The following is a 19,389-nucleotide window of genomic DNA, read 5'->3' on the forward strand; positions in this document are numbered from 1 at the left end:
GCACGGCGGCCGCCGACGCGGACGCTGTGAGCGGAGGTATCCCCATGACAACCAACAGCTATCCAGTGCGCGTGGAAGCGTGCCTCGACGTCCCACTGAACCGCGGATTGTGGCTGGTCAAATGGCTTCTCGCCATCCCGCACTACGTGGTCCTCGCCCTGTTGTGGACCGCCTTCGCGGTCCTCACGGTGGTCGCGTTCTTCGCGATCCTGTTCACCGGGACCTACCCGCGCGTCATCTTCGACTTCAACGTCGGCGTGCTGCGCTGGACCTGGCGGGTGGCGTACTACAGCTACAGCGCCCTTGGGACCGACCGCTATCCCCCGTTCACACTCGACCGCGTGCCGGACTACCCCGCCACCCTGGACATCGACTATCCCGTACGGCTGTCGCGCGGGCTGGTCCTGGTGAAATGGTGGCTGCTGGCCATCCCGCACTACATCATCGTCGGCCTGTTCACCAGCGGCAGCGTGCCGGTCTGGCGGGCCGGCACCGCCGGCCAGGGCGGAAGCGTACCCATCATCACCTGGGGTGGCGGGATCATCGCCCTGCTGGTCCTCGTCGCGGCACTCGTCCTGCTGTTCACCGGACGCTACCCGCGCGGGATCTTCGACTTCGTGCTCGGCATGAATCGGTGGGCACTGCGCGTCGCCGCGTACGCGACCCTGATGACCGACGCCTACCCGCCGTTCCGCCTCGACACCGGCGGCCACGAGCCCGGCCCGCACGCCGACCCGGACACCGGACCCACCGGCACCACCATGCCGGACACGGCGCCGGACCCGGCGCCGACGGGCCGCACCGGCCCTGGCTAGGAGGCGTGGCCATCGTCGTGGTGGGCTCACTGCCGGCCGTCGCGGCGGTCGGGGCTGCGGTCCCGACCGCGGTCGCGGCCACCGGCGCGGCCCGGCAAGGCCGCCGTGAACGCGGTCGGCGGCCTGGTCCTCGGCTTCGCCGTCTTCGCCGTTTGCCACGCCATCCTGCGCACCCTCGTCTGACCGCCATCGGAGGGTAGGACCGAAGGGACACCGTTCAGGTTCGGCCCCCGGCCGGGAAGGCCGGCCGCCTGAGGGCACCGATGACGAGAGGTTCTGCCATGGCCGTCGGGGATCTGATCCGGCACGCGAGGTTCCGCGGGTGAGCTCCGGCAACCTCGCCTGGCCCTTCTGGGGCGCTCTCACCGTCATCAGCGGGATGGTCGACGCGATCAGCTACGTCGCCCTGGGCCAGGTCTTCACGGGCAACATGACGGGAAACCTGCTCATCATGGGCTTCGCCGCGGGTGGTGTGGCCCAGCTGTCGGTCGTCGCGACGCTCATCTCGCTGGCGAGCTTCTTCGCCGGGGCCGCGTTGGGGGGCCAGCTGACCGCGAGGGTGGGAGACGTTCGCCGCCGGCTCGTCATCGCCTTCGCCGCCGAGTCGGTCATGCACGTGATCGCCGCCATGGCCGCGTTCGCCCTGCCCGTCACGAAGCCCGCCGGCCAATACCCGCTGATCGTCATCCTGGCGGTCACCATGGGCGCTCGCAACACCGTCGTACGCCGGCTCAAGATCGCCGATATCAACACGACCGTGGTCACCGGCACGTTGACCAACCTGGCGGCCGACTCGCCGTTCGGGACCGGCGCGCAAACGCGCGCGGGCCGCCGGACGGGCCAGATCGGCGCGCTGGTTCTCGGCGCCTTCGTCGGCACCCTGCTCCTGCTGCACTTCGGACCGCCCGGTGCGCTGACGGCGATGGCCGTGTTCAGTTGCCTGATCACGGGCAGCCACATCGTCTTCGCCGTGGTGCGTGGCCGATCCGGACCGAGGTAGCCCCCAGAGATCGCCGCCCGCGACGGCCGGCGCGTCGCCCGTGTCGACCGGGTCGCCAACACCGACCGGAAGACCGGCGTCCTTAGGTGGACGCACGTCGGACCGGCCGGCGGCCGGGCGGCTGCGTGGGCGCCTTGGCCGGGGGCGCCGCCGGGATCGGGCGGCTGAGCGGTGCGCCGACGGCGGTCGTCCCAGGCCGTCCATGGTGGAGGATCCGAAGGGGCTCGCCGTCGAGCAGGGTGTAAGTGGCGGTTTCCCCGCTCATCTCGACCGTCAACCGGCGCCCCAGCGTGGAGATCGTGAAGGAGAGCTTCGTGAGCCCCGTGGGCAGGCGCGGCGCGAAGCTCAGGACGCCCTCGCGCCGCCGCAGGCCCCCGAATCCCTCGACCAGGGCGATCCAGCCGCCGACCAGGGACGCGATGTGCAGCCCGTTGCGGGTGTTGTGCTCGACGTCGTCGAGGTCCATCAGCGCCGCTTCGGCCAGGTAGTCGTAGGCGAGGTCCAGGTGGCCGACCTCGGCGGCGATCACCGCCTGGGTGCAGGCCGAAAGCGAGGAGTCCCGTACGGTGATCTGTTCGTAGTAGGCGAAGTCGCGCGCCTTCTCCTCGGCGCTGAAGGCGTCGCCGCGGCGGTGGAGCGCCAGGACGAGGTCGGCCTGCTTGACGACCTGCTTGCGGTAGAGATCGAAGTACGGGAAGTGCAGCATCAACGGATACTGCTCGGGCGCGGTGGCGGCGAAATCCCACCGCTGGTGGCTGGTGAAGCCTTCCGACTGCTGGTGGACGCCGAGTCCGCGGTCGTACGGCAGGAACATCGCCTGGGCGGCGCTCCGCCAGCCGGCCGTCTCCTCCTCGTCGACGTGGAGTCTCCGGGCCCGCTCGGGGTGCCGTTCGGCGGCCTTCGCGGCGGCGAGCAGGTTCTGCTGGGCCATCAGGTTGGTGTAGACGTTGTTGTCGGCGACCGCGCTGTACTCGTCCGGGCCGGTGACGCCGTCGATCCGGAAGGCGCCGTCGTCGGCGTGGTGGCCGAGTGACCGCCACAGCCGGGCGGTCTCGACGAGAAGTTCCATCCCGGCGGTGGCCTCGAAGGCGTCGTCGCCGGTGACGTCGAGGTAGCGGATGACGGCGTCGGCGATGGCCGCGTTGACGTGGAACGCCGCGGCGCCGGCCGGCCAGTAGCCGGAGCACTCCTCCCCATGGATGGTCCGCCAGGGAAAGGCCGCCCCGCGCAACCCGAGCTGCGCCGCCCTCCTGGTGGCCATCGGCAGGGTCGAGTGCCGCCAGCGCAGGGCGTGGGCGACGGCGTCGGGGACGAGATAGGTCAGCACGGGGAGCACGAACACCTCGCTGTCCCAGAAGCAGTGCCCGTCATAGCCGCGGCCGGTGAGCCCTTTGGCCGGAATGCCCCTGCCCTCGGCGCGCGCGGTGGCCTGCAGCAGGTGGAACAGCCCGAACCGCACCGCCTGCTGGATCTCGGGATCGCCCTCCACCTGGACGTCGGACCGGGTCCAGAACTCATCCAGGTAGGTCCGCTGCGCGGCGAGCAGCCCTTCCCAGCCGGTCCCGCGGGCGCCGGCGAGCGCGGCCTCGACCTGGTCGCGTACCGCCGGCAGCGAGCGTGACCCCGACCAGCCGTACGCGACGAACTTGACCAGCCGGAGCGGCTGCCCCGCGGCGAGCGACGCCGTCACCGTCACGCGGCCCAGGTCGGGCGAGCTCTCCGCGACGACCTGGGTGCCGGGCGGCCCGTCGACGAGATGGTCCATCGCCGCGGCCATGCGCAGGCCGCTGCGGCGGGTGGAGTGGACCAGCACCGAGCGGGCGTCCCTGGCCGAGTCCTCCTCGGCCACCAGCGGGGCGTCGAGTGCAGCGGCGATCCTGGGGTCGCCTCCCATCTTCGGCAGTTGCTCGTTGGCGACGAGCTCGGACTGCACCACCACCCGCAGGGTCTCGTCGAGCGGCGTCACCTCGTAGCAGATCGCCGCGATCGACCGCTGGACCAGCGACACCAGCCGGACCGAGGACACCCGCACGGCGGATCCGTCAGGGGACTCCCACTCGGCCCGCCGGCGCAGGACACCGGCCCGGAAGTCCAGCACCTGCTCGTGATCGCGCAGCCGTCCGTAGCGGACGTCGAACGGTTCGTCGTCGACGAGCAGGCGGATCACCTTGCCGTTGGTGACGTTGATGACCGTCTGCCCCGACTCGGGATAGCCGTAGCCGGCCTCGGCGTACGGCATCGGGCGCAGCTCATGGAAGCCGGAGAGGTAGCTGCCGGGCAAGCCGTGGGGCTCGCCTTCGTCGAGGTTGCCACGCCAGCCGATGTGCCCGTTCGACAGCGCGAACAACGACTCGGCCTGGGCGAGCACGTCCAGATCCAGCCCGGCGGCCCGCAGGGCCCACGGCTCGCAGGTGAATCCCTCATGGGAGATCACGAGTGGTCCAGGAGCTCGCCGAGGTCGGACACCCCATCGTGGTCGACCTCCCTGACCATCCGGCGACAGGATCATCAGGCGGTTCGCGCGCTCATGGAACACCGATCGACCGGCGCCGTCCACCAACCCCCCGATATCCTGCCAATACCCGCCTTCTACCCCGGCTACCAGCGAAAACGGAGCCGACTGATGGCGGAGACGACGCGTCCCCGGCTTGCGAGGAGCCGGGCCCCGGCGGGAGGGCCCGGCCCCTCGGGGTGTCACCCCAGGCCGTTCCTCATCGCGGTGATCAGCTCACCGTTGGTGGTGTCACCGCTGAGCTCCCAGAAGAACGCGCCGCCGAGGCCCTGGTTCTTCGAGTAGCCCATCTTGCCGCCGATCGTGCTCGGCGTGTCGTAGCTCCACCACTGGCTGCCGCAGTGGGCGTAGGCGGTGCCCGCGACGGTGCCGGTGGCGGGGCAGCGGGTCTTGAGCACCTTGTAGTCCTCGATGCCCTGCTCGAACGTGCCCGGTGCCGGGCCGGTCGCCGTGCCGCCGGGGGCGGACTGGGTGACGCCGGTCCAGCCGCGGCCGTAGAAGCCGATGCCGAGCAGCAGCTTGCTCGCCGGGACACCCTTGCTCTTGAGCTTCTGGATGGCGTTGTCGGAGTAGAACCCCGGCGTCGGGATGCCGGTGTAGGAGGTGAGCGGCGAGTGCGGGGCGGTCGGGCCCTGCGCCGCGAACGCGCCGAAGTAGTCGTAGGTCATGACGTTGTACCAGTCGAGGTACTGGGCGGCGCCGCCGTAGTCGGCCGCGTCGATCTTGCCGCCCGAGGTGCCGTCGGCGGTGATGGCCGCGGTGACCAGGTTGCCGGAGCCGAAGCGGGTGCGCAGCGCCGACATCAGATTCCTGAACGAGGCCGGTCCGCTGGTGTCGCAGGTCAGGCCACAGGCGTTCGGGTACTCCCAGTCGATGTCGATGCCGTCGAAGACGTCGGCCCAGCGCGGGTCCTCGACCAGGCGGTAGCAGGACTCGGCGAAGGCCGCCGGGTTGGCCGCGGCCTGCCCGAAGCCGCCCGACCAGGTCCAGCCGCCGAACGAGAACAGCACCTTGAGGTTCGGGTACTTCTGCTTGAGCTTGCGCAGCTGGTTGAAGTTGCCGCGCAGCGCGCCCGCGTCCCAGGTGTCGGCGACGCCGTCGACGCTCTCGGCCGCGGAGTAGAAGCGGTCGTAGTCGGCGTAGCTGTCGCCGATCGTGCACTGGCCGTTCTGCACGTTGCCGAAGGCGTAGTTGATGTGCGTCAGCTTGGCGGCCGAGCCGCTGGTGTCGATGTTCTTGACGTGGTAGGCGCGCTGGTAGACGCCCCACTGGACGAAGTAGCCGAGGACCTTCTTGCCGCCTCCGCCTCCGTCGCCGGTGGTGGTCGCGGTGACCTGGTTGCTGTTGGCGGACTGGTTGCCGGCCGCGTCACGCGCCCGGACCGTGTAGGTGTAGGCGGTGTTCGCACTCAGCCCGCCATCGGTGTAGGACGTGCCCGTCACCGTCGTCACCAGCGTCCCGCCACGGTAGACGCCGTAACCCGTCACCCCCACGTTGTCCGTCGAGGCGTTCCACGCCAGCGACACGCTGCTCGACGACACCCCCGTCGAACGCAGGTTGCCCGGCACCGACGGCGCCGTCGTGTCGCCCCCGCCGCCGCCGGTGACCTTCCAGAGGGCCGGGACGACGGGTGGTTCCCAGCCGGGCTGGGAGGTGTGGCTCTGTACGCACTCGTACTCGACGCCGTTGTAGGTGACGCGGGTGCCGGCGGTGTAGGCGGTCCACGCCGTCCATTCCGCGAGCGCGGCCGAGGTGGCCGAGGTGGCCGAGGTGGTGGCGCCGTACGCGCCGGGTGGGACGGCGAAGGCCGCGGTGAGCGGCAGCAGTAACGCCGTGAGGCCGGTGAGGATCTTGCTGAGAGCTCTGTGTCTCATGATGCTCCGACATCCGTTGCTTGGGGGGTGGGATGGGAGTGGCCGAAGGAAACTATTAGTAAGGTTTCCTTTTTATTTAGAGACGACGCTAACCCGTACCTGCGGAACCGTCAATAACGAATCGGCGACCGGGAGATCAGCGTGATTCGGCGAGCGCGCGCTGAGCCACGGCGAAGGCGGCGTTGGCGGCGGGCACCCCGCAGTAGACCGCCGTCTGCAGCAGGACTTCCTTGATCTCGTCGGGGGTGAGCCCGTTGCGCAGGGCGGCGCGCACGTGCATGGCCAGCTCGTCGAGGTGGCCCCCGGCGACCAGCGCGGTGAGGGTGACGCAGCTGCGGGTGCGGCGGTCGAGACCGGGACGGTTCCAGATCTCGTCCCAGGCGTAGCGGGTGATGAGGTGCTGGAAGTCGGCGGTGAAGCCGGTCGTGGCGGCGACGGCGCGGTCCACGTGGGCGTCGCCGAGCACCTCGCGGCGGGTGCGCATCCCGGCCGCCCAGTTGGCGGAGCCGCCGAGGTGGTCGCCGATCGCGGCGGTCACGTCGCCGGCTCGTTCGACGCTGGCCAGGTGGGCCGCGCCGGGCACCACCTTGAGTAGCGCCTCGGGGATGCCCGTGGCCAGCGTGACCGCCTGGCCGACGGGGGTGGCGGGGTCGTCGGCCCCGGCGACCACCAGCGTGGGAGCGGTGATCGCGCCCAGGCGGCCGGTCAGGTCGCACCCGGCCAGGGCCTCGCAGCAGGCGGCGTAGGACTCGCTGTCGACCTGCCCCAGCATGTCGACGACCCAGCCGCCGTCGAACCCGGGAGTGAACCACCGGGTCGCCAGCACCGGGGCGAGCGAGGCCACACCCTCGGCGCGCACCGTCGCCGCCCGCTCGTGCCAGGGGCCGGGCTCGCCGAAGCGGGCCGCGGTGCAGCACAGCACCAGGCTGAGCACCCGGCCGGGCTCGCGGGCGGCGATCGTGGTGGCGATCGCGCCGCCGAGCGAGATGCCGCCGATCGCGAACCGGGTGTCCTCGACGAGGTCGAGCACGGCCTGCGCCAGGTCGTCGACGGTCAGCCCGGCGGGCGCGGCCGGCGAGCCGCCGTGGCCGGGCAGGTCGTAGCGGAGCACCCGCCACTCGCGCGTGAGGGTGGCGAGCTGCGGCCGCCAGACGTCGAGCGTCGTGCCGAGCGAGGGACCGAGCACCAGCAGCGGCGCGCCGTCGGGACCGTCAACGCGGCAGTGGAGCTTCACCCCGGGCCTTCCTTCACGTCTGCCGCCGGTACGCGGCGAGGATACGGTCGACCAATTCGGGGGCCGCGCCCAGATAGCCGCTCGGGTCCGGCGGCTCGCCGTCGAGCGGCCCGCCCTCGCGCAGGATCTCCTCGGCGGCGTCGCGCCCGTGGTGGACGGCCAGCCGTTCGGAGACGAGCAGACCGCCGGTGAGGCCGGCGTTGGCGAGCATCCGGTCGGGGAACACCCGCAGGCCCTCCAGCAATTCGACGGCCGTCTGCGCCGCTCCCCCGGTCAGGCGCAGGCACTCGCGCAGCGGCAGCCACTCCGCCTGCCACGCGCCCGCCGCCCGCTCGTGCTCGCCCACCGTGCCCAGCACCTGCGCGTAGGCCGGGACCTGCAGCGACGCCGAGCGGATCAGCACGGACAGGGCAGGGTTGCGCTTGTGCGGCATGGCCGACGAGCCGCCGCGCGAGGACTCGGCCACCTCGCCCACCTCGGTCTGGGCCAGCCACACGATGTCGGTGGCCGGTTTGCCGAGCGCGCTCGCCACGGCCGCCAGGGCGGCGCCCAGCTCGGCCACCACCGACCGCTCCGCCTGCCACGGCGCCGGCGGGGCGGCCAGGCCCAGCTCCTCGGCGAAGAACCCGGCGACCCGCAACGCCGCCTCGGCGGCCTGCTCGCGGCTCACGGCCCCGGGGGCCGCCGAGGTCGTGGACACGTGTTCGGCGAGGGCGGCCAGGGTGCCGGCCGCGCCGCCGTACTGGGCCGGGAGCCGCAGGGCGCGCAGCCGGTCGCGGGCTCGGAGCAGCCCGGTGAGCCAGCCGGCGGCCTTCAGGCCGAACGTCGTCGGCACCGCCTGCTGCCCCAGTGTGCGGGCGGCCATCACGGTGTCGCGGTGCCGCTCCGCCAGGCCGGCCAGCACGCGCATGGCCGTGTCCAGGTCGGCCGTGATCGCGCCGACCGTCCTCGTGGCGACCAGCATGGCCGCGGTGTCCATGATGTCCTGGCTGGTCGCTCCCAGATGCACCAGCCTGGCCGGGTCATCCGGCAACCCCGGCGAACCGGCCGTCTCGGCGGCCGCTCTCACGGCCTCGCGCAGGTCGGAGACCAGGGGCACGACCGGGTTGGCCGACTGGCGGCCGCGGCGGGCGAGGCCGGCGGCGTCGACGACGAGCGCCGCGGCCGTCCGGCCGATCAGCTCGGCCGCCGCCTCCGGGATGAGTCGCGCGCGGGACTGCGCGCGGGCCAGCGCCGCCTCGGCCGCCAGCATCGCGTCTGTCCACGCTGAGTCGGAGGTGAGCGCCTCCGCCCGGGTGCCCGCGCGCACCGGCGCCAGCAGCCCGCCGTCGGTGGCGGGCGCGGCGGCCGGGCCGTCAGAAGTCAAGGAAGACCGTCTCCCCTTCTCCCTGCAACCGCACGTCGAACCGGTAGGCATCGCCGGACCCGGTCGCGATGAGCGTGGAACGCCGCGCGGGGTCGAGGTCGTCGAGCAGCGGATCGGGCCGATCCTCGAGGTACACGCGGGTGAGCAGGGACCGGAGCAGGCCACGGGCGAAGACCTGCACCGACAGGTACGGACCCGCCGGGCGTACCGTACGGAACCGATAGGAGCCGGTGGGAGAGGTGGCGCAGCGCCCGAACCCGGACGTCAGCCCGTCGCCACGGCGCAGCGCGCCGCCGTCGCCGGTGTGGCCCAGCCACAGCTCCAGCAGCGCGTCGGGCACCGGCTCGCCGGCCCCGTCGAACACCCGCCCGGCCAGCGTGATGGCCTCGGGGTGGCCCTCCGGGACGAGCTCCCAGTCGTGGAGGTAGGGCAGCGCGTGGCCGAAGAACGGCCCCACGGTCTGCGACGGCGTGGGCATCATGGCGTCTCCAGGGGGGTGCTGCCGAGCACGATGTCGAAGGAGTAGCCGAGCGACCACTCCGGCTCGGTCAGGTCCATCGAGAAGGCCGAGACGAGCCGCTCCCGGTCGGCCGCGTCGGGGATCGACTGCAGGATCGGGTCGAACGGCATCAGCGGGTCGCCGGGGAAGTACATCTGGGTGACGAGCCGCTCGGTGAACGCCGTGCCGAAGACCGAGAAGTGCACGTGGGCGGGGCGCCAGGCGTTGGCGTGGTTGCGCCACGGATAGGCGCCGGGCTTGATCGTGACGAACCGGTAGCGGCCCTGGTCGTCGGTGAGGCAGCGGCCGGCGCCGGTGAAGTTGGGGTCGAGCGGCGCCGGATGCCGGTCGCCCTGGTGGGCGTAGCGGCCGGCGGAGTTGGCCTGCCAGATCTCGACCAGCGTGTTGGGCACGGGCCGGCCGGCGGCGTCGAGGATGCGCCCGCTGACGCTGATGCGCTCGCCGATCGGCTCTCCGGCATGCTGCCTGGTCAGGTCGCAGTCGAGCGAGCCGACCTCGTGGTGGCCGAAGACCGGGCTGGTCAGCTCGATCGTGTCGGGGTCGGCCTTGAACGGCACCGGCGCCCGCGAGGGCGCCCGCAGGACCGTGCTCCGGTAGGCGGGACTCAGGTACGGCGGATGGGTCATGGCTGTCCTAGGGGGTTCACAGCAGTTCGGCTCCGGTCTTGGCCCGCACGTCGGCCGGGCTGACGCCGGGGGCGGTCTCGGCCAGGCGCAGCCCGGCGGGGGTGACGTCGATGACGGCGAGGTCGGTGATGACACGGTCGACGCAGGCCCGGCCGGTCAGCGGCAGCGTGCACTCGGGGACGATCTTGGCGGCGCCGTCCCGGGTGGTGTGCTCCATCAGCACGAGGACGCGGCGGGCCCCGTGGACCAGGTCCATCGCCCCGCCCATGCCCTTGATCATCTTGCCGGGGACGGCCCAGTTGGCCAGGTCTCCCCCGGCCGACACCTGCATGGCCCCGAGCACGGCGACGTCGATGTGGCCGCCGCGGATCATCCCGAACGACAGCGACGAGTCGAAGTAGGACGCCCCCGGCTCGACGGTGACCGTCTCCTTGCCCGCGTTGATGAGGTCGGGGTCGATCTCCTCCCGCGACGGGTAGGGGCCGACGCCGAGGATGCCGTTCTCCGAGTGGATGATCACGGTGCGCCCGTCGAGGTGGCCGGGGATCAGGGTGGGCAGGCCGATGCCGAGGTTGACGTAGCCGCCGTCGGGGAGCTCCGCCGCGGCGCGGGCCGCCATCTGCTGCCGGGTCCAGGCCATCAGGAACGCACCGTCCGCCGCTCGACGGGCTTGTCGGCGGCCTGTTCGGGGTCGAGCACGAGCACCCGCTGGACGAACACGCCCGGCAGGTGCACCTCCTCAGGATCCAAGGCGCACAGCTCCTCGACCTCGGCGATCGTCACACGTCCGGCCATCGCGGCAAGCGGGTTGAAGTTTCGTGCGGACTTGGAAAACACGAGATTTCCGTAAATATCGCCACGAGCGGCCCGCACGAGGGCGAAGTCGGTCACGATCCCGCGCTCCATGACGTACCTGACGCCGTCGAACTCCCGCACCTCCTTGGCCGGCGAGGCGACCTCCACCGACCCGTCGGACCGGTAGCGCCACGGCAACCCGCCCTCCTCGACCAGGGTGCCGACCCCGGCCCGGGTGTAGAAGGCGGGGATGCCGCACCCACCGGCCCGCAGCCGCTCGGCCAGCGTGCCCTGCGGGATCAGCTCGACCTCCAGCTCGCCCGACATGTACTGCCTGGCGAACTCCTTGTTCTCGCCCACGTACGAGCCGGTGACCCGGGAGATCTGCCCGGCGGCCAGCAGCTCGCCCAGCCCGCGCCCGTCGGTGCCGCAGTTGTTGGACACGACGTGCAGCCCGGTGGTGCCCCGCTCCAGCAACGCCTTGATCAGCACGGCGGGCACCCCGGCCAGCCCGAACCCGCCGACCGCGAGGGAGGCGCCGTCTCCGATGTCCGTCACCGCCTCGGCCGCCGAGTCAACGATCTTGTTCACCATGGCATCCCCACGTAGTTCTCCGCCAGCGTCGTCGCGGCCGCCTCCGAGGAGGTGACGTAGTCCAGGTAGGACTGCTGCAGCCGCCGCCCGTAATCCTCGTCGGAGTCGAACGTGTGCAGCAACGTCGTCATCCACCAGGAGAAGTGCTGGGCCCGCCAGACCCGCTTGAGGCACGCCTGGGAGTAGCCGTCGAGCAGGTCGGCCGAGCCGGTCGCGAAGAACCGGTCGAGCGCCTCGGTCAGCACCCGCACGTCGGCCACGGCCAGGTTGAGCCCCTTGGCCCCGGTGGGCGGCACGATGTGGGCGGAGTCGCCGGCGAGGTAGAGCCTGCCGTACTGCATGGGCTCGCAGACGAACCCGCGCATCGGCGTGACGCCCTTCTCGATGATCTTCCCGGTGGTCAGCGTGAATCCGGGCACGCTCTCCAGCCGGGCCTTCAGCTCGTCCCAGATCCGCTCGTCGGGCCACTCCTCCGTGGTCGCGTCGGGGGGCACCTGCAGGTAGAAGCGGCTGATCGTGGGCGAGCGCATGCTGTGCAGGGCGAAGCCGCGCTCGGTCTGGGTGTAGATGAGCTCTTCGGAGGAGGGGGCCACCTCGGCCAGGATGCCGAGCCAGGCGAAGGGATAGTCGCGTTCGAAGAACCGCAGCACGCCCTCGGGGATGGACGGCCTGGACACGCCGTGGAAGCCGTCGCAGCCGGCGATCACGTCGCAGTCGAGCCGCTCGCCGCCGAACGTCAGATAGGGCCGCTCCTCCAGCGAGTGCAGCGCCACGTCCTCGATCTCGAAGCGGACGTCGCCGCCCGCCTCCAGCCTGGCGGCGATCAGGTCCTTCACCACCTCCTGCTGGCCGTACACGGTGATGGACCTGCCGGGCACCAGTTCGTCGAACGCGATGCGGTGGCCCGCCCCGCCGTACCTGAGCTCGATGCCCTGATGGGGCAGCCCCTCGCGCAGCAGGCGCGCCCCGACGCCGGCCTCGACCAGCGTGTCCACCGTGCCCTGTTCCAGCACCCCGGCGCGCACGCGGCGTTCCACGTAGGGGCGGCTGCGCTTCTCCAGCACCACCGAGGAGATGCCGCGCAGATGGAGCAGGTGGGACAGGAGGAGACCCGCCGGGCCGGCCCCGATGATCCCGACCTGAGTTCGCATGAGGACAGCATCCTTCCTCGCCGGTGCGATAGCCGAGAGGCCTCTTCCACTGAGTGGAAGAACCGTGCAGGATTTCCCCTTATGGCAGGCGGGTCCCGGGAGGCGGGGCGCACGGTGACGTCCAAGGTGCTGGCGATCCTGGGCGCGTTCGACGCCGCGCATCCGCAGCTCAGCCTGACCGAGCTGGCCAGGCGCAGCGGGGTGCCGCTGAGCACCGCCCACCGGCTGGTCGGCGAGCTGGAGCAGTGGCAGGCGCTGAGCCGCACCCCCGACGGGCGGCTGCGGGTCGGGTTGCGGCTGTGGGAGCTCGGCCAGCTCGCGCCCGGCAGACTGCAGGACGTGGCGCACCCGTGGCTGCAGGAGCTGTTCGGCACCACGGGCGAGAACGTGCACCTGGCCGTCCGCGACGGGCTGGAGGTGCTGTACGTCGACAAGGTGCACGGCAGGCGGGCGGTGCCGATCGTGTCGAGGACGGGCGGCCGGCTGCCCATGCACCCGACCGGCGTGGGCCGGGCGCTGCTGGCCTACGAGCCCGAGTGGTTCGTGCAGGCCTATCTGGCGCGCAAGCTGGAGCGGCCCACCCCGCACACGATCACCGAGCCGGGGCGGCTGTCACGCGAGCTGGCCATGGTGCGCGCCCAGGGCTACGCGCTGACGTTCGAGGAGATGACGCTCGGATCGTGCTCGGCGGCGGCGCCGATCCTGGTGGACGGCCGCCCCGTCGCCGCGCTCGGCATCGTGCTGACCTCCAGGCGGGCCCGCGAACTGCACCGGCTTATCGAGCCGCTGCGCGGCGCGGCGGGCCAGATCGCCCGCGCGTGCGCCTCGGCGACCTGACCCCCTCCGGCCGGTGCCGTGGTGACCGCCAGACCGCTACTTTACCCATTCGTTAGGTAACGCCCCCTTGCTGGGGATTAGCCAGCATATGTACGGTCCTTCCATTGCCACTGAACAACTTGTTCAGTGCAACCAGCCGAGAGGTTCGATGACCGAGTCAGAAATCACGCGATTAGGTGTACGCATCCAGGCGTACCGGAAGATGCGCCGGATGACCGTGCGCGGTCTCGCCGCCGACGCCCAGGCCAGCCCCAGCTTCATCAGCCAGTTGGAGCGCGGGCAGACCAGCGCGAGCATCGGAATGCTACGTCGGATATCCGTCGCCCTCGGCATCACCGTGGCCGACCTGTTCAACGACGACGACGAGGTAGGCCACCGGGTCCTGCGCCGTTCCGAACGTCCCGAACTACCCATGAGGCCGGGCACCCGCAAATACCTGATCTCCCAGCGCCCGCTCCAGAACCTGGAGATGTACGCCGGAGAGTTCGACCCTGGCGCCTCCACCGGAGACGAGCCGTTCACCCACGGCGACTCACAGGAGATCCTCCTCGTGGTCCGGGGCGAGGTCACCCTCCGGCTCGGCCTCGATGACGCGGAGACCGGCCACCGGCTGGGGCCGGGCGACAGCGTCGAGTACCGGACGTCGGTCCCTCATCGCGTCATCAACGACGGCCCAGAGACCGCCGAGGTCATCTGGGTGGTCAGCCCACCAACGCCATCCACCCGAACACCGCTCCCACCGTTACCTAGGGGGTAACTTCATGCCGAAGCGTTCCTCGCGACTGGCCGGCATCGCCGGCATCGCTGCTTCGTTGCTGCTCTCGGCCGCTTGCGGCACTGGATCCGCCGGCCCCGCCACCGTCGACCTCGGGACCGGACCCGCCGAGGCAGGCACCGTCAAGAAGGACGCGCTGAGCGGCGTCGACATGACGTTCGTCTCGTACGGCGGCATCTACCAGGAGGGCCAGCAGAAGGCCGCGATCGACGCGTTCGCCCAGGAGTCGGGCGCGAAGATCCTGCAGGACGGCCCGACCGACTACGCCAAGATCAAGGCCCAGGTCGACTCCTCGAACGTCACCTGGGACGTGGTCGACACCGACTCCATCTGGGCCCAGGCGCAGTGCGGCAAGCTGCTTCAGCCGCTCGACTACACGATCATCGACAAGTCGAAGATCCCCGAAGGCCTGGCCTCCGACTGCAGCGTCCCCGCGATGCAGTACGGGATGGTGATCGTCTACAACAAGGCCAAATTCGGCGACAACCCGCCCAAGGACTGGAAGGACTTCTTCGACACCGCGAAGTTCCCCGGCAAGCGGGGCATCCCGGGCGACCCGGGTGACTCGGCGCCGGGTCCGTTCGAGGCCGCTCTGATCGCCGACGGCGTCGCCCCCGACCAGCTCTACCCGCTGGACGTGGACCGTGCGCTCAAGAAGCTGGAGTCGATCCGGCCGAACCTGGTGTTCTGGAAGACCGGCGCGGTGTCGCAGCAGCTTCTGGAGTCCACCGAGGTGGACATGGCGATGATCTGGAACGGCCGCGCGCACGCGGCGGTGAAGAACGGCGCGCCGTTCGACGTCTCCTTCGAGCAGTGGATGCCGATCATGGACTCGCTGTCCGTGCCGAAGAACGCCAAGAACCCCAAGGCGTCGATGGCACTGATCAACTACTACCTGGGCGCACAGCAGCAGGCCAAGCTCACCGAGCTGACCTCCTACGCCCCGATCAACGTCGACGCCAAGCCGAACCTGGACGAGACGGCGCAGAGGTTCCTGCCGACCAAGCCGGAAGTGGCCGACAAGGCGCTCAAGATCGACTCGAAGTGGTGGGCCGACCACCAGAGCGAGATGATCGAGAAGTGGTCGGCCTGGCTCGGCGGCTGATCGCGGATGGCCTCGACTCTGCAAGCGGTATCCCGGCCTGCCACCGCGGGCCGGGATCCCGGTGACCGCCGGCCGGCGCTGCTCACGCTGCCCGCGCTGGTCGCGCTCGCCGTCTTCTTCCTCTACCCGCTCATCTCCATGATGATCAGCGCGTTCGCCGATCCCGAACCCGGCCTGGGCAACTTCACCTGGTTCTTCGGGGAGCCGCAGAACCTGCAGGTGCTGGGCAGGACGTTCACCACCGCCCTGTGGGTGACGGTGCTCGCGCTGGTCATCTCCTACCCGTACGCCTACGGCATGACGATCGCCGGGCCGCGTGCCCGCGCGGTGCTGACGCTGCTGGTGCTGGTGCCCTTCTGGACCAGCTTGATGGTCCGCACCTTCGCCTGGATGATCCTGCTGCAGGACACCGGCGTGATCAACAGCGCGCTGGGGGCGATCGGGCTCGGACCGTTCAGCCTGATCCGCACCCAGACGGGCGTGGTCATCGGGATGGTGCAGCTGCTGATGCCCTTCATGGTGCTGCCGCTCTACGCGGTGATGAGCGGGATCGACCGGCGGCTGCTCACCGCGGCGGGCAGCCTGGGCGCGCGTCCGGTCACGGCGTTCGCCCGGGTGTACGTGCCGCTGTCACTCCCCGGCGTCTCCGCCGGGTGCCTGACCGTGTTCATCAGCGCGCTCGGGTTCTACATCACCCCGGCGCTGCTCGGCTCGCCGACCGACGCGCTGATCTCGCAGCAGATCTTCACCCAGGTCAACGGCCTGCTCAAGTGGGGACGCGGCGGGGCGATGGGCGTGGTGCTGCTCGGATTGACGCTGACCATGATCACGCTCCTCGCGCTGACGCTGCGCCGTACCGGAAAGAAGGTGACCGGATGACCGCTCGCCTCGGACGCGGGGTGCTGTGGGCTTTCTGCGCCCTGGTCGGCGTGTGGCTGGTGGCACCGGCGCTGATCGTGGTGCCGCTCAGCTTCACCTCGAAGGCGTCGCTGAAGTTCCCGCCCGACGGCTACTCGACCCGCTGGTACGAGCATTTCTTCACCGACCCCACCTGGATGTCGGCGCTGTGGACGTCGATCCAGGTGGCCCTGCTGGTCACGGTCGTGGCCACGGCGCTCGGCACGGCCGCCGCGCTCGGGCTGACCCGGGCCCGGATGCGCGGGCTGCCGCTGGCGCAGGGGGCGATGCTGGCCCCGATGATCGTGCCGGGCGTGGTGCTCGCCATCGGGACCTACGCGGTGTTCCTGAAGCTGCAGCTCGTGGGCACCCTGGTCGGGTTCGTCATGGCGCACACCGTGCTGGCGCTGCCGTTCGTGATGATCCCCGTGACCGCCTCGCTGCGCGGGTTCGACCGGCGGCTGGAGAGCGCGGCGGCCAGCCTGGGCGCGGGCTCGTGGACCACCTTCCGCAGCGTGACGCTGCCTCTGGTCGCGCCCGGCGTCGCCTCCGGCGCCCTGTTCGCGTTTGTCACCAGCTTCGACGAGGTGGTGGTCTCGTTGTTCATCCAGAGCCCCTACCTGCAGACCCTGCCGGTCAAGATGTACGCGAGCGTCACCCGCGAGATCGACCCGACCATCGCCGCCGCTGCCACAATGATCATCGTGTTGACAACGACCCTGGTGCTCGTCGCCACTTTCTTCATCACCAGGAGGTCCTCCAGTGCCCCCAAGTAACGATCTCGCCGCCCGCGGCGCGGGCATCGAGTTGACCGATCTGACCAAGCGTTACGGGGACTTCGTCGCCGTGGACGACGTCTCACTGTCGATCAAGGCGGGCGAGTTCATCACGCTGCTCGGGCCGAGCGGCTCGGGCAAGACCACCACGCTCAACATCATCGCCGGGTTCCTCCAGCCGACCTCCGGCCAGTTGACCGTGGACGGCAGCATGATCGCGGCCACCCCGCCGCACCAGCGGGACATGGGCATGGTGTTCCAGCACTACGCCCTGTTCCCGCACATGACGGTCGCCGAGAACATCGCCTTCCCGCTGAAGCAGCGCAAGATCCCCCAGTCGCGCCGGGCCGAGCTGGTGCAGGCCGCGCTGGCGACCGTGCACCTCGGCGAGTACGGCCATCGCTACCCGCGCGAGCTGTCCGGCGGGCAGCAGCAGCGGGTCGCGGTCGCCCGCGCGATCGTCTACAGCCCACGGGTGCTCCTCATGGACGAGCCCCTGGGAGCGCTGGACAAGAAGCTGCGCGACTGGCTCCAACTGGAGATCAAGCGCATCCACGGCGAGCTCGGCACCACGTTCGTCTACGTCACGCACGACCAGGACGAGGCGCTGGTGCTGTCGGACCGCATCGCCGTGTTCAACAAGGGCCGCATCGAGCAGGTGGGCGCGCCCGACGAGCTGTACGAGCGGCCCGCCACTCTGTTCGTGGCCCGCTTCCTCGGCGAGTCGACGATCCTGCGCGGCGAGATCACGCCTGACGGCATCGGTGTCTGCGCCCGGCTGCTGAACGCCCCAGACGCCCTCCCCGGCGGCCCCGGAGCACTCGTCGTGCGTCCCGAGCGGCTGGCCGTACGGCCGGCGGACCACCTGCCCGACGTCGGATGGAACGCGCTGCCGGCCACTGTCATCGGCGAGATCTACCTGGGGTCGAGCCGCAAGCTGGAACTGAAACTGCCCGACGGCTCTTCCGCGCTGGTCCGCGAGCAGGCGGGCAACCTCAGCGACGCCCGTCGTGGCGACGCCGTCACGATGACGTGGCGCGTCACCGATTCCGTACTCCTTCTCGATGAGCCTGATGTGGAGGCTGTTCTCACGTGAAAAGAGGCATTCCGCTGACCGGAGACTTCGCCAACGGCGGCGTCTCCTACTGGTATCGGCAGATCGGGCTGCCGGACCGCCGGGCGCCCCTGCCCGGTTCCCGCGAATACGACGTGGCGATCGTCGGCGGTGGCTACACGGGCCTCTGGACCGCTTACTACCTGAAGAAGGCGCAGCCCGACCTGCGCGTCGCGATCCTGGAGAAGGAGTTCGCCGGGTTCGGCGCGTCGGGCCGCAACGGCGGCTGGCTGTCGGCCGAGTTCGCCGGCTCGCGCAAGCGGCTCGCCGCGGCACGCGGCCGCCAGGCCATGATCGACCTGCAGCACGCGATGTTCCGGGCGGTCGACGAGGTGATCGACGTCACCCGTGAGGAGGGCATCGACGCCGACGTCCACAAGGGCGGCCTGATCCACGTGGCCACCAACCCGGCACAGCGACGCCGCCTGCACGAGGAACTGGCCGACCTGCGCACCTGGGGATACGGCGAGGAGGACCTCAGGCTGCTGGACCGCGACGAGCAGCGGGAACGTCTGCAGGTGGCGGGCACGCTGGAGGCCACCTACTCCCCCCACTGCGCCCGGATCCAGCCCGCCAAGCTCGCGGTGGGCCTGGCCCGCGTCGTGGCCGGGCTCGGCGTGGACATCTTCGAGGACACCACGGTGACCGAGATCCGCCCCCGCCAGGGCGGCAAGGCGTCGGCCGTCACGACGCGCGGCCTCGTCTCTGCCGAGTACGTCATCCGCGCCACCGAGGGCTTCACCGCCAACCTCGCCGGACAGCACCGGCAGTGGCTGCCGATGAACAGCTCGATGATCGTCACGGAGCCGCTGCCCGCCGAGGTGTGGAAGCACATCGGCTGGTCGGGCAACGAACTCCTCGGCGACCAGGCGCACGCCTACATCTACGCCCAGCGCACCGCGGACGACCGGATCGCGATCGGCGGGCGCGGCGTCCCCTACCGGTACGGCTCACGCACCGACGACCGGGGCGCCACCCAGGCGCAGACGGTCGCGCTGCTCTGGCGGATGCTGGTCAGGTTGTTCCCCGCCGCGTCCGACGCGCGCGTCCAGCACGGGTGGTGCGGGGTGCTCGGCGTCCCCCGCGACTGGGTCTCGACCGTTCACCTCGACCACACGACCGGCCTCGGCTGGGCGGGCGGCTACGTGGGCAGTGGTGTGTCCACCACGAACCTGGCCGGGCGCACTCTGCGGGACCTCGTGCTGCGGCGCGACACCGAGCTGACCGCGCTGCCGTGGGTGGGCCGCCAGGTCCGTCAGTGGGAGCCGGAGCCACTGCGGTGGATCGGAGTGCAGCTCATCTACGCGTTGTTCCGCACCGCCGACCGCCACGAGAACGACCGGGGCACCACCACCTCGGCCTACGCGCGGCTCGCCAACCTCATCTCTGGCCGCTGAG

18 protein-coding genes are annotated in these 19,389 nt (G+C 70.9%); 9 read left to right on the top strand and 9 right to left on the bottom strand.

The genetic code is table 11. The annotated features are described in order from the left end of the window. The first annotated feature begins 44 nt into the window (after positions 1-44). Entirely contained in the window at positions 45-815 is a 771-nt protein-coding gene (locus AB0C16_RS11205; protein WP_357681374.1) for a DUF4389 domain-containing protein, read from the top strand. A gap of 322 nt (positions 816-1,137) precedes the next feature. Further along, positions 1,138-1,815, top strand: a complete 678-nt coding sequence (locus AB0C16_RS11210) for a YoaK family protein (RefSeq protein ID WP_357681377.1) — start codon at positions 1,138-1,140, stop codon at positions 1,813-1,815. 82 nt (positions 1,816-1,897) lie between these two features. Here AB0C16_RS11210 and AB0C16_RS11215 read toward each other — a convergent pair whose 3' ends face one another. The 9 genes from AB0C16_RS11215 to AB0C16_RS11255 all read right to left on the bottom strand — a co-directional run bounded on the left by AB0C16_RS11215 (position 1,898) and on the right by AB0C16_RS11255 (position 12,487). After that, positions 1,898-4,249, bottom strand: a complete 2,352-nt coding sequence (locus tag AB0C16_RS11215; protein ID WP_357681379.1) for a glycosyl hydrolase family 65 protein — start codon at positions 4,247-4,249, stop codon at positions 1,898-1,900. A gap of 260 nt (positions 4,250-4,509) precedes the next feature. Further along, entirely contained in the window at positions 4,510-6,201 is a 1,692-nt protein-coding gene (locus AB0C16_RS11220; protein ID WP_357681381.1) for a glycosyl hydrolase family 18 protein, read from the bottom strand. A gap of 136 nt (positions 6,202-6,337) precedes the next feature. Then, positions 6,338-7,435 carry a 4-carboxymuconolactone decarboxylase gene (pcaC, locus tag AB0C16_RS11225; protein WP_357681383.1) on the bottom strand — a complete coding sequence of 366 codons (1,098 nt, stop codon included), beginning with the start codon at positions 7,433-7,435 and terminating at the stop codon, positions 6,338-6,340. 13 nt (positions 7,436-7,448) lie between these two features. Next, the gene (locus tag AB0C16_RS11230) at positions 7,449-8,801 is read right to left on the bottom strand and encodes a lyase family protein (RefSeq protein ID WP_357681385.1); all 1,353 of its coding nucleotides are present in this window, start codon (positions 8,799-8,801) and stop codon (positions 7,449-7,451) included. Next, on the bottom strand, positions 8,791-9,282 hold the full coding sequence (pcaG, locus tag AB0C16_RS11235; RefSeq protein WP_357681388.1) for a protocatechuate 3,4-dioxygenase subunit alpha: 492 nt from the start codon (positions 9,280-9,282) through the stop codon (positions 8,791-8,793). Before pcaG ends, AB0C16_RS11230 begins: the two co-directional genes overlap by 11 nt. After that, complete coding sequence (pcaH, locus tag AB0C16_RS11240; protein ID WP_357681390.1) at positions 9,279-9,947, bottom strand: protocatechuate 3,4-dioxygenase subunit beta; 669 nt, start codon at positions 9,945-9,947, stop codon at positions 9,279-9,281. Before pcaH ends, pcaG begins: the two co-directional genes overlap by 4 nt. A 16-nt stretch (positions 9,948-9,963) precedes the next feature. Continuing rightward, complete coding sequence (locus tag AB0C16_RS11245) at positions 9,964-10,587, bottom strand: 3-oxoacid CoA-transferase subunit B (RefSeq protein ID WP_357681393.1); 624 nt, start codon at positions 10,585-10,587, stop codon at positions 9,964-9,966. Further along, entirely contained in the window at positions 10,587-11,336 is a 750-nt protein-coding gene (locus AB0C16_RS11250) for a CoA transferase subunit A (protein ID WP_357681394.1), read from the bottom strand. The genes AB0C16_RS11245 and AB0C16_RS11250 overlap by 1 nt, the downstream gene beginning before the upstream one ends. Further along, on the bottom strand, positions 11,330-12,487 hold the full coding sequence (locus AB0C16_RS11255; protein ID WP_357681396.1) for a 4-hydroxybenzoate 3-monooxygenase: 1,158 nt from the start codon (positions 12,485-12,487) through the stop codon (positions 11,330-11,332). The genes AB0C16_RS11250 and AB0C16_RS11255 overlap by 7 nt, the downstream gene beginning before the upstream one ends. Positions 12,488-12,568: 81 nt before the next feature. Here AB0C16_RS11255 and AB0C16_RS11260 point away from each other — a divergent pair, with 81 nt between their 5' ends. From AB0C16_RS11260 to AB0C16_RS11290, 7 genes are all read left to right on the top strand, one after another. Continuing rightward, entirely contained in the window at positions 12,569-13,324 is a 756-nt protein-coding gene (locus AB0C16_RS11260) for an IclR family transcriptional regulator (protein WP_357681397.1), read from the top strand. A gap of 148 nt (positions 13,325-13,472) precedes the next feature. Beyond that, positions 13,473-14,081 (top strand): XRE family transcriptional regulator, encoded by a 609-nt coding sequence (locus AB0C16_RS11265; RefSeq protein WP_357681399.1) that lies wholly within the window; start codon positions 13,473-13,475, stop codon positions 14,079-14,081. Between the two features lie 4 nt (positions 14,082-14,085). Beyond that, positions 14,086-15,204, top strand: a complete 1,119-nt coding sequence (locus AB0C16_RS11270; RefSeq protein ID WP_357681401.1) for an ABC transporter substrate-binding protein — start codon at positions 14,086-14,088, stop codon at positions 15,202-15,204. Between the two features lie 6 nt (positions 15,205-15,210). Further along, entirely contained in the window at positions 15,211-16,083 is an 873-nt protein-coding gene (locus tag AB0C16_RS11275) for an ABC transporter permease (protein WP_357681403.1), read from the top strand. Then, on the top strand, positions 16,080-16,877 hold the full coding sequence (locus AB0C16_RS11280) for an ABC transporter permease (protein ID WP_357681406.1): 798 nt from the start codon (positions 16,080-16,082) through the stop codon (positions 16,875-16,877). The genes AB0C16_RS11275 and AB0C16_RS11280 overlap by 4 nt, the downstream gene beginning before the upstream one ends. Continuing rightward, positions 16,864-17,973 (top strand): ABC transporter ATP-binding protein, encoded by a 1,110-nt coding sequence (locus AB0C16_RS11285; protein ID WP_357681408.1) that lies wholly within the window; start codon positions 16,864-16,866, stop codon positions 17,971-17,973. Before AB0C16_RS11280 ends, AB0C16_RS11285 begins: the two co-directional genes overlap by 14 nt. Beyond that, positions 17,970-19,388: an FAD-binding oxidoreductase gene (locus AB0C16_RS11290; protein WP_357681411.1), complete on the top strand. Its 1,419-nt coding sequence runs from the start codon at positions 17,970-17,972 to the stop codon at positions 19,386-19,388. Before AB0C16_RS11285 ends, AB0C16_RS11290 begins: the two co-directional genes overlap by 4 nt. Position 19,389: the final 1 nt, after the last annotated feature.

The organism is Nonomuraea sp. NPDC048916, from assembly GCF_040649575.1.
In the GTDB taxonomy this organism is placed as follows: domain Bacteria; phylum Actinomycetota; class Actinomycetes; order Streptosporangiales; family Streptosporangiaceae; genus Nonomuraea.